Annotated in this window: 10 protein-coding genes; 1 reads left to right on the top strand and 9 read right to left on the bottom strand. The window is 72.3% G+C overall.

Annotated features, from left to right (window positions below; genetic code table 11):
- Positions 1 to 96 precede the first annotated feature (96 nt).
- From G5C51_RS35460 to bldG, 5 genes are all read right to left on the bottom strand, one after another.
- Positions 97 to 1650 (bottom strand): DUF7059 domain-containing protein, encoded by a 1554-nt coding sequence (locus G5C51_RS35460; protein ID WP_165243858.1) that lies wholly within the window; start codon positions 1648 to 1650, stop codon positions 97 to 99.
- 36 nt (positions 1651 to 1686) lie between these two features.
- A complete protein-coding gene (locus G5C51_RS35455; protein WP_338118418.1) occupies positions 1687 to 2274 on the bottom strand; it encodes a small secreted protein in 588 nt (195 codons plus the stop codon).
- 177 nt (positions 2275 to 2451) lie between these two features.
- A complete protein-coding gene (locus tag G5C51_RS35450; RefSeq protein ID WP_165243856.1) occupies positions 2452 to 4872 on the bottom strand; it encodes a sodium-translocating pyrophosphatase in 2421 nt (806 codons plus the stop codon).
- Positions 4873 to 5173: 301 nt separating this feature from the next.
- Positions 5174 to 5635 (bottom strand): ATP-binding protein, encoded by a 462-nt coding sequence (locus G5C51_RS35445; protein ID WP_165243854.1) that lies wholly within the window; start codon positions 5633 to 5635, stop codon positions 5174 to 5176.
- Between the two features lie 156 nt (positions 5636 to 5791).
- Complete coding sequence (bldG, locus tag G5C51_RS35440) at positions 5792 to 6145, bottom strand: anti-sigma factor antagonist BldG (protein ID WP_165243852.1); 354 nt, start codon at positions 6143 to 6145, stop codon at positions 5792 to 5794.
- A 158-nt stretch (positions 6146 to 6303) separates the two neighbouring features.
- On the opposite strand from bldG, the gene G5C51_RS35435 reads away from it, so the two are divergent.
- Positions 6304 to 8628 (top strand): DEAD/DEAH box helicase, encoded by a 2325-nt coding sequence (locus G5C51_RS35435; RefSeq protein WP_420824893.1) that lies wholly within the window; start codon positions 6304 to 6306, stop codon positions 8626 to 8628.
- A gap of 37 nt (positions 8629 to 8665) precedes the next feature.
- Here the strand turns inward: G5C51_RS35435 and G5C51_RS35430 are convergent, their stop codons facing one another.
- The 4 genes from G5C51_RS35430 to G5C51_RS35415 form a co-directional block, all read right to left on the bottom strand.
- Entirely contained in the window at positions 8666 to 9055 is a 390-nt protein-coding gene (locus G5C51_RS35430) for an Rv3654c family TadE-like protein (protein ID WP_420824892.1), read from the bottom strand.
- A 10-nt stretch (positions 9056 to 9065) separates the two neighbouring features.
- Positions 9066 to 9506 (bottom strand): TadE family type IV pilus minor pilin, encoded by a 441-nt coding sequence (locus G5C51_RS35425; RefSeq protein ID WP_165243848.1) that lies wholly within the window; start codon positions 9504 to 9506, stop codon positions 9066 to 9068.
- A complete protein-coding gene (locus tag G5C51_RS43410; protein WP_165243846.1) occupies positions 9493 to 9741 on the bottom strand; it encodes a DUF4244 domain-containing protein in 249 nt (82 codons plus the stop codon). The genes G5C51_RS35425 and G5C51_RS43410 overlap by 14 nt, the downstream gene beginning before the upstream one ends.
- Positions 9742 to 9766: 25 nt before the next feature.
- A partial coding sequence (locus G5C51_RS35415; protein ID WP_165243845.1) for a type II secretion system F family protein occupies positions 9767 to 10236 on the bottom strand: 470 nt, incomplete at its 5' end.

Raw genomic sequence — 10236 nt, 5'->3', positions numbered from 1 at the left:
GTCGTACGGAGCGGGCGGGCCGCATACCAGCCCATCCGGCGCTCGAGGATTCCGCGCGAAGCGCGGAGCCGCGCCGCAGGCGCGAAAGAGCCAGACCTACGGCCGCCGCGAAGGCGCCCGCATCGACGGACCCCGCCCCGCCGCCGAGGCGACCGGCTCGAGGAACCCCTCCGCCACCATCTCCCGGATCACCCGAGGCGTAGCCTCCCGCAGCCCCGCCGAATCCTCGCCCACCAGCTGGGCGATCGCGTCCAGAATCCGCCCCGCACTCAACGACCCGTCACAGGCGCCGACGAACCCGGCGCCCACCGTGTCGGCGCGCATCGCCCTCCGCATGCCCCGCTCCCGCCGCAGCACCACATGCTCCGGATCTTCCTCGCCGGGCCGCCCCACCTGCTCCTGCACCACATCCCCGCCCATCACGAACTTCGTGGCGAGCAGCGAGTCATCCCCCACCCCCCGCAAGAAGTCCTGCCGCGCGAAGTGCGCCCGCACCTCGTCCCCGAGCGGCTGCTCCACCGCATGCGGCCACTCCTCCAGCGTCAGCGCCGCGTCCCTGCGCGCCGCCCCCGACTTCCGCAGCGTGATCCACCCGAAACCGACGCCCCGCGTCCCCCGCGACGCGAACTCCTCCAGCCACGCGTCGTACCGCTCCGCATACTCAGGCGTCCCAGGCCGGTCCCCGGCATCGCGCAGCCACAGCTCCGCGTACTCCGCGACGTCCTGCACCTCCCGCTGCACGACCCACGCATCGCACCCGTCAGGGACCCACCGCGCGACCCGCTCCCGCCAGTCACCGGCCCCGTGCTCCCAGTTCGCCAGCAGCTGGCAGTAGCCGCCCTCCGCCAGATACGCCCCCGCCTGCTCCACCAGCGCCCGGCACAGGTCATCGCCCCGCATCCCGCCATCGCGGTACGTGAGCCGCCGCCCGGGCGAGATCACAAAAGGCGGATTGGAAACGATCAGATCGAAGCTCTCACCCGCCACCGGCTCGAAGAGCGACCCCTCCCGCAGATCGGCCGCGGCCGCCCCGGAAAGTCCCAACGTCAGCCGCGTAAATCCCAGCGCCCGCGGGTTCAGATCAGTAGCCGTAACCGACGCGGCATGCGCCGCCGCATGCAGCGCCTGAATCCCGGACCCGGCCCCCAGGTCCAGCGCCCGCACACCCTTGTCCCGTACGGTCAGCCCGGCCAGCGTCATCGACGCGCCCCCGACCCCCAGCACCACATCCGCCCCGCCCCGGGCACCGGCGGCGCCGCCCACCGCACACCCCAGGTCGGACACGACGAACCAGTCCTGCCCGTCGGGCCCGCCGTACGGCCGCACATCGACGGCGGCCCGTACGTCACCACCCTCGGCCACCAGCCAGCCCCCGGCGAGGCAGTCATCGACGGGCAGCGTCTCCGCGGCAGCCTCCCGCTCCACCGGGCGCTGCAGCAGAAAGAGCCGTACGAGCGCGGCCAGCCCGCCCCCGCCACGCGTCGCCCGCTCCGCGGGCACCGTCTCGCCGCGGCCGAGCGCCGCATACGCGGGCGCGCCGAGCGCCTCCAGCACACCGTCGACGGTGAAGTCAGCCGCGAGAAACGCGTCCCGCAGCGCGACGCAGTGGTCCGGGTCGGGCAGGGCGGCCGAGCCGCTGTTCGTACTCACGCGGCCATTGTGACGCCCCACCCGCCCGGCGGGGCGCTACGCCTCCTTGGAAGGCGCCGACTCCGGCTTCTGGCAGCCGGCCTGCTCCGACATCGCCTGGCCGAGCCGGCCGGACTGCAGCTTGCCGAGCGCGTGGTCGCCGGTCTTGCTGAGCTTCTCGAGCTCGCCCGCGACGTCCTTCAGGCCCTCGCCGAAGTCGCCCTGGTCGCTGGTGTCCAGCTTCTCGACCGTGGTCTTGACCTCGTTGTACGCCTTGGCCGTGTCGCGGAGCTCCTTCACCGCCCCGGTCTGGGTGTTCTTGCCGTCGTCGACGGGCGGTGCGCCCGCTCCCTCGACGGCGTCACCCATCGATGCGTACGCCTTGGCGATCTTGTCGAAGGAGGACTCGTAGGTCGCCTGGACCTTCGCGGGGTCCTTCTCCTCCGCTGCCTTGGTGATGTCCGCGTTGGCGGACTGGATCGCCTTGAGCTGCGGCTGGACCTTGTCGCAGACCGTGCCGGCCCAGTCCTTGGCCTTGGCGTCGTCGTCGTTGCCCTTGCTGCAGCCGGACAGCGCGAGGACTACGACCGCTCCCGCGGCCAGCGGGGCGGAAAGCTTCTTACTGAAACATTTACCGATCGGCACCGGGGCGTCCTTTCCATGGCTCCTCGGCCCCGGAAGATACACCGGCCATCGCCTCTTATGACGAATTCCGCTGCTCGCGCGCAGCACGATGCCCCTTTCGCACCAACCTGCAGCGCAAAAGGGGCATCGATGGGTGTTACGGATCACTCCGGTCCGGGTGATCCGTCAGCGGTCCGCTCAGCCGTTGGCTCCGCTTACCGCCGGGTCGGCCGACTTGGACGCAGCCGTCCGACCCGATGTCTCCTCTCCCTCGTCGGACACGGCGATGCCGCGCCGCTTCGACTCGTAGACGGCGCCGACGATGATCACGATGGACAGCACGGAGATCGCGACCCGCACGCCGACGCTGGCGTCGGGGCCGTAGGAGAACTGCACGACCGCCGGAGCGATCAGCAGCGCGACCAGGTTCATCACCTTGAGCAGCGGGTTGATCGCCGGGCCCGCGGTGTCCTTGAACGGGTCGCCGACCGTGTCGCCGATCACCGTCGCCGCGTGCGCCTCGCTGCCCTTGCCGCCGTGGTGGCCGTCCTCGACGAGCTTCTTGGCGTTGTCCCAGGCACCGCCCGAGTTGGCCAGGAAGACCGCCATCAGGGTGCCGCAGCCGATCGCGCCGGCCAGGAACGAGCCGAGCGCGCCCACACCGAGCGAGAAGCCGACCGCGATCGGCGCCATGACGGCGAGCAGACCGGGCGTGCGGAGCTCGCGCAGCGCGTCCTTCGTGCAGATGTCGACGACGCGCCCGTACTCCGGCTTCTCGGTGTAGTCCATGATCCCGGGGTGCTCGCGGAACTGCCGCCGCACCTCGTAGACCACCGCGCCCGCGGACCGGGAGACCGCGTTGATCGCGAGCCCGGAGAAGAGGAACACGACCGCCGCGCCGAGGATCAGGCCGACCATGTTGTTCGGCTGGGAGATGTCCAGCGCGAGCCCCATCGGTCCGCCCTCGGCGCCGAACTTCTCGCCCGCCTCCGCGGCCGCCGTGGCGATCGCGTCGCGGTACGAGCCGAACAGCGCGGCCGCCGCGAGCACCGCCGTGGCGATGGCGATGCCCTTGGTGATGGCCTTGGTGGTGTTGCCCACCGCGTCCAGGTCGGTGAGGACCTGGGCGCCCTCGCCCTCGACGTCGCCGGACATCTCGGCGATGCCCTGGGCGTTGTCGGAGACCGGGCCGAAGGTGTCCATCGCGACGATGACGCCGACGGTGGTGAGCAGGCCGGTGCCGGCCAGTGCGACGGCGAACAGCGCCAGCATGATCGACGCACCGCCGAGCAGGAACGCGCCGTACACCGCGAGGCCGATGAGCAGCGCCGTGTAGACGGCCGACTCGAGGCCGAGCGAGATGCCGGAGAGCACCACCGTGGCCGGGCCGGTCAGCGACGTCTTGCCGATGTCGCGGACCGGGCGCCGGTTGGTCTCGGTGAAGTAGCCGGTGAGCTGCTGGATGAGCGCCGCCAGCACGATGCCGATGGCGACGGCGATCAGCGCGAGCACCTGCGGGTTGCCGTCGTGGTTCTGGATGCCGGCGCTGACGCCGTCCAACTCCGCGTACGACGAGGGCAGATACGTGAAGACCGCGAGGGCCACCAGGGCGAGCGAGATGACCGCGGAGATGAAGAAGCCGCGGTTGATCGCCGTCATGCCGCTGCGGTCGGACCGGCGCGGGGCGACCGCGAAGATGCCGACCATGGCGGTGATGACGCCGATCGCCGGGACCATCAGCGGGAACGCGAGGCCGTAGTTGCCGAACGCGACCGTGCCGAGGATGAGCGCGGCGACCAGCGTCACCGCGTACGACTCGAAGAGGTCGGCCGCCATTCCGGCGCAGTCGCCGACGTTGTCGCCCACGTTGTCCGCGATGGTCGCGGCGTTGCGCGGGTCGTCCTCGGGGATGCCCTGCTCGACCTTGCCTACGAGGTCGGCGCCGACGTCGGCGGCCTTGGTGAAGATGCCGCCGCCGACACGCATGAACATCGCGATGAGTGCGGCGCCGAGGCCGAAGCCCTCGAGCACCTTGGGCGCGTCGGCCGCGTACACCAGTACAACGACCGCGGCGCCGAACAGACCCAGGCCGACGGTGAACATGCCGACCACGCCGCCGGTGCGGAACGCGATCTTCATTGCCTTGTGCGAGACCTCGGTGAGGTCCTTCGCGGGCTCGCCCTCGCCGGGAGTTGCCTCCCGGGCGGCGGCGGCCACGCGCACGTTGGAACGCACCGCGAGCCACATGCCGATGTACCCGGTGGCGGCCGAGAAGCCGGCGCCCACCAGGAAGAACAGCGAACGCCCGATGCGCTCCGACCAGTCGTCGGCCGGCAGCAGGAAGAGCAGGAAGAAGACGACCACGGCGAAGATGCCGAGAGTGCGCAACTGCCGTGCCAGATAAGCGTTCGCGCCTTCCTGCACCGCAGCGGCGATCTTCTTCATGCTGTCGGTGCCCTCGCCCGCGGCGAGGACTTGACGTACCAGGACCACCGCGAGCGCGAGCGCGGCCAGTGCCACGACGGCCACCACGACCACAATCGCTCTGTTGTCGCTGGTCAGCGACGCTTCAGCGGCTAGGGGAAGGTCCTGTTGCAGTGGGGTGAAAAGCCCCGCCATTCGTCCTCCTTGACGTACGGCACATGGGCGCGCGGCAATCCCCGGCTCTGACCAGGGGTGGGCGGCCGCAGCGCTCAGGCGTCCTGAGCTGCAAGATGTGGACGGATTGTAGGGAGCGGAACTAGATCAAAACAGTGCGCGTGAAGCGGAATTCGGCCCAGGCCGTCTTCAGAGCGGCCGCGGGCCGTGCTCAATTCCCTCGAACGAGCTACCGGTGATGACCGGAAATGATCTATGAGTCAGCAGAAAATGATCTCGGAAAGGGCCCGGAACCGCGTCGGAACGGGACCTCGGGAATTGATCAAGAAGTCCCGGAATCCGGATTGGTGGGCCAGCTCATTCTGATCACGCCGCCCTGATCGTCGCTGGTCACCTCGACGTCGTCGACCAGACCGCTGATCACCGCGAGCCCCATCTCGTCCTCGCCGGAGGGCTCTTCGGGGAGCCGCTCGGGATCGGGGTGCGTCGCCGCGCCGGTACGGGCCGGGGGGACGCCGGAGCCGGCCGGGCCCTGCGGGGCCTCGTCACCGACCTCGATGGAGAACTTCTTCTCTTCTTCGCTCAGCACCACACGCACGGGGGAGTCGATGCCGGCGCTGCGGTGCAGCCCGACGGCACGCGAGCAGGCCTCGCCGACGGCGAGCCGCACCTCGTCGAGCACCGCCTCGTCGACGCCCGCGCGGCGGGCGACGGCGGCGGCGACCAGGCGCGCGGTGCGCACGTGCTCGGGAAGGGCGCTGAAGCGCAATTCGACGGTGGCCATGCCATCCCCCTCGGTTCTTCCGTGCCTGCCCGGCGCCTCTGCCGGCCTATTCCGGCTGTACGGCGACGACGGGCCGCCGGGGGAGCGCCGGGCCCTCGCTGTGGTGAGGCCCGGCATGCCCCGGCGCTGTCTGTGCGGCTGTGTGGGCCGCCTTTCTCAGTCCTCGGCGGCGACGGCCTCTTCGACCGAGGTGTGAATCGGGAACACCTTGGTCAGGCCGGTGATACGGAAGATCTTGAGAATGCGCTCCTGATTGCAGACCAGGCGGAGCGAGCCCTCGTGGGCACGCACGCGCTTCAGGCCTCCGACGAGCACCCCGAGGCCGGTGGAGTCGAGGAAGTCGACGCCCTCCATGTCCACCACGAGGTGGTAACTGCCGTCGTTGACGAGCTCGACCAGCTGCTCGCGCAGCTTCGGGGCGGTGTACACATCAATCTCGCCGCCGACCTCGACGACCGTGCGGTCGCCTGACGGGCCGGACACATTGCGAGTCGACAGGGACAGATCCACGGGTCCTCCAGCACCTTGCAGCGGGCGGCTGCCTTATCCAGGTCCCCCGCCCGCTCGGACAGGGGAGTTCACCGGCATCCGCGAGGGCATTCAATCACTTACCGGCAGGCGAGCACGACGCCTTCTCGCCATTGTCCGTCACACCGGTGACACACTCGATGCCGATGAACGGACACAGGGACGCCGGAGCGGTCCTGGAGCGGCTCGCCGCCCGGGGCGACCGCGCGAAGCGCATCACTCATACGGAGCACTTGCCCCCGCGCGCGGGCAGCCATGCCGACTGGCCGGTAGGGATCCGCCCCGAGGTGGTGGGCGCGATCGAGGCCGCCGGCATCGCGGCGCCGTGGACCCACCAGGCCCGTACGGCCGAGCGGGCGCTCGCCGGCGAGTCGGTGGTGCTGTCCACGGGCACCGCCTCGGGGAAGTCCCTGGCGTATCTGGCGCCGGTGCTCAGCGCGGCCCTGGAGGGCTCCGAGGCGCCGAACGGCCGGGGGGCCACGGCCCTGTACGTAGCCCCCACAAAGGCCCTGGCGGCGGACCAGCTGCGGGCGCTGAAGGAGCTGGCGGCGCCGCTGGGCAAGTCGGTGCGCCCCGCGGTCTTCGACGGGGACACCCCGGTCGAGGAGCGCGAGTGGGTCCGGCTGTACGCGAACGTCGTGCTGACCAACCCCGACATGCTGCACCGCGGCCTGCTCCCCGCCCATCCGCGCTGGTCGTCCTTCCTGCGGGCGCTCCGGTACGTGGTCATCGACGAGTGCCACTCGTATCGCGGGGTCTTCGGCTCGCATGTGGCGCAGGTGGTGCGGCGGCTGCGGCGGCTGTGCGCGAAATACGGCTCGTCGCCGGTCTTCCTGCTGGCGTCGGCGACGGCGTCCGCGCCCGGGGAGGCCGCCGGGCGGCTGACGGGGGTGGAGGTCTCGGAGATCACGGAGGACGCCTCGCCCCGGGGCGAGCTGGCCTTCGCGCTGTGGGAGCCCCCGCTGACGGAGCTGCACGGCGAGCGCGGCGCGCCGGTGCGGCGCACAGCGGTGGCGGAGACGGCGGACCTGCTGACGGACCTGGCCGTGGACGGGGTCAGGACGGTGGCTTTCGTGCGGTCCCGGCGCGGCGCGGAGCTGATCGCGAAGATCGCGCAGGAGCGTCTGGAAGAGGTGGACCGCTCGCTCGCCGGGCGGGTGGCGGCGTACCGCGGCGGCTACCTGGCGGAGGAGCGGCGGCTGCTGGAGGGCGCCCTGCACTCCGGCGAGCTGCTCGGCCTGTCGGCGACCACGGCGCTGGAGCTGGGCGTGGACGTCTCCGGCCTGGACGCCGTGCTGATCGCGGGCTACCCCGGCACCCGGGCGTCGCTGTGGCAGCAGGCCGGGCGGGCCGGCCGGGCGGGGCAGGGGGCAGTGGCGGTGCTGGTGGCCCGCGACGACCCGCTGGACACCTACCTCGTCCACCACCCGGAGGCGCTCTTCAGGCGGCCGGTGGAGTCGACGGTCCTGGACCCCGACAACCCGTACGTCCTGGCCCCGCATCTGTGCGCGGCCGCGGCGGAAATACCCCTCCGCGAGGAGGACTTGCCGCTCTTCGGCCCGTCCGCCCCCGAGCTGCTGCCGGCGCTGGAGCGCCGCGGCATGCTCCGCCGCCGCAGCACCGGCTGGCACTGGACCCGCCGCGAACGCGCCGCCGACCTCGCCGACATCCGCGGCGGCGGTGGCCGCCCGGTGGACGTGGTGGAGGCGGAGACGGGGCGGCTGCTCGGCACGGTCGACGCGGCCTCGGCGCACACGACCGTGCACGAGGGCGCGGTACACCTGCACCAGGGCCGCACCTACCGCGTGCGCGAGCTGGACCTCGAAGACCACGCGGCCCTGGTCGAACGCGCCGACCCGCCGTACTCGACGACGGCCCGGGACACGACCTCTGTGGCCGTGCTGGAGACGGAGACCGAGGTGGCCTGGGGCGACGCCCGGCTGTGCTTCGGCTCTCTGGAAGTCACCAACCAGGTCGTGTCGTATCTCAAGCGCCGCCTGATCTCCGGCGAGATCCTCGGCGAGACGAAGCTCGACCTGCCGCCGCGCACGCTGCGCACCCGGGGCGTGTGGTGGACGGTGACGGACGACCAGCTGGACGCGGCGGAGATTGCGCAGGAGGAACTGGCAGGCGCGCTGCACGCCGCGGAACACGCCTCCATCGGCATGCTGCCGCTCTTCGCCACCTGCGACCGCTGGGACGTGGGCGGCGTCTCGGTGCCACTGCACGGCGACACCCTCCTTCCTACGGTGTTCGTCTACGACGGCTACGACGGCGGCGCCGGCTTCGCGGAACGCGCCTTCGGAGTGGCCGAGGACTGGCTCCGCGCCACCCGCGACGCGATCCGCGCCTGCGAATGCGATACGGGCTGCCCGTCCTGCGTCCAATCCCCCAAGTGCGGCAACGGCAACGACCCATTGAGCAAGTCGGGCGCCCTGCGCCTGCTCGACACGCTGCTGCCGTGAACGGCGGCTTCGGACCCGGATTCATACGGCCGGGGGGCTAGCGGGGCGAGACGTTGACGGGCCCCGCCCGTGCCCGTACCCGCGGCTCGAAGGGCCCGGCCCGCGCCGCGACGCTGACATCGGACACCTCGCCCGTGACCGCGCACCGCACCAGCGTGGTGCGCTGCGCCGCGGCCACCCGCCGGGCCTCGGCGCAAGCGGTGCCCGGACCACGCAGCGCAGTGTCCGCGGCCGCCAACGCCGCCAAGTCAGCCGCCGCACCGGCCCGATGCCGTGCCAACACGGCCTGGCCCACGCCGAGCAGCGCCAGAAACACCGCACACATCGCCGCACACACCACCGCCGTCCACACCGTGGCCGACCCGCGATCCGTGCCCCGGATGGCCCCCCGCCGCGGGGCAGCATCATCAATGTCCGCCCGCCGCAAGGCGGCACCGTCACCCCACCGTCTCCTCCGCAAGAGCCACCGCCTCCCCTCGCAACTGCAGCCCGAGGCCCCACGGTCCCGGCGCCGGAGCCGCCACCCGCACGCGGACCAAGTCGCCCTCCCGGCTCAGCTCCACCCGCGCTCCCTGCGGCGCCGCCGCCCGCGCGGCGGCCGTGGTGGCGCCGGGGGACTCCGACCGCGCGGCGGCCCGCGCACCCGCACGCGCGGCGTCCACCAACTGGATCTGAGCGCAGGCCGCGACCAGCCCCCACAACAGCCCCATGGCGACCAGCACAAGCGCGGGAATCGCGACCGCCGCCTCCGCCGTCACGAACCCGGCGTCGGCCGCCCGGCTCCCGGCCCACCGTCCCGGCAGCGCCCCACGCCTGGGCTCCGGGCCCCGCCGCCGCGGAGCCGCGCCTCGCACCGCCTCAGAGTCAGAACGGGACATCGAGCGCCCGTTCCACGATCCCCTGCAGCGCCGAGCTCACCGCTCCCGACGTCACCACCTTGTACAACACGGCCGCGAACGCGACCGCCGCGATCGTGCCCACGGCGTACTCCGACGTGGTCATCCCCGCGTCCCCGCCCCGCCCGCGCACCTGCGCGGCGACCCTCGCGACCAGCCCCCGCCAACCACGGCGGAACCCCGCGGAACGGAATCCCGCACACCCGTTGAACGACATCTCGCATCCCCTCTCGAACCCCAACTCACGTGCTCTGCAACAGCCGCGCCGTCAGCCCGATCACCACCGGCGCCACTCCGATCGCCAGGAACGCCGGCAAAAAGCACAGCCCCAGCGGCCCGCTCACCTGCACCGCCGCCCGCCGGGCCCGCACGGTGGCGGCCCGACCTCGCTCGGCGCGCGCCTCCGCGGCCAACCGCGAGACCGCGTCCACGACCGGCGCTCCCGTATCCCCCGCGTGCTCCAGACACGCGGCGAGCTCCCCCGCCCCGGGTATGACCGCCAGCCGCGACCACGCCACCCGCGGATCACTCCCGAGCCGCACCTCCCCAGCGCCCTGCGCCAGCCGCTCACCCACGGGCCCGCCCAAGCTGCGCCCAACGGCCGCGGCGGCCTCGAGCGGCCCGGCCCCGGCCGCTAGACACGCCGCCAGCAGATCGGCAGCCAACGGCAACTCCTCCGCCACCGCCCCGCCACTGCCTCGCGCCCCAACCC

It is taken from the genome of Streptomyces coryli, from assembly GCF_011044975.1.
In the GTDB taxonomy this organism is placed as follows: domain Bacteria; phylum Actinomycetota; class Actinomycetes; order Streptomycetales; family Streptomycetaceae; genus Streptomyces; species Streptomyces coryli.
Note: the sequence above shows the minus strand (reverse complement) of the source record. Positions and strands in the feature narration are given on the sequence as shown.

Coding starts and splice junctions, on each gene's coding strand:
- G5C51_RS35450 (WP_165243856.1), bottom strand. CDS start 4,872: ATGGCGGGGCTTTTCACCCCACTGCAACAGGACCTTCCCCTAGCCGCT.
- G5C51_RS35445 (WP_165243854.1), bottom strand. CDS start 5,635: ATGGCCACCGTCGAATTGCGCTTCAGCGCCCTTCCCGAGCACGTGCGC.
- G5C51_RS35435 (WP_420824893.1), top strand. CDS start 6,304: ATGCCGATGAACGGACACAGGGACGCCGGAGCGGTCCTGGAGCGGCTC.
- G5C51_RS35425 (WP_165243848.1), bottom strand. CDS start 9,506: ATGTCCCGTTCTGACTCTGAGGCGGTGCGAGGCGCGGCTCCGCGGCGG.
- G5C51_RS43410 (WP_165243846.1), bottom strand. CDS start 9,741: ATGTCGTTCAACGGGTGTGCGGGATTCCGTTCCGCGGGGTTCCGCCGT.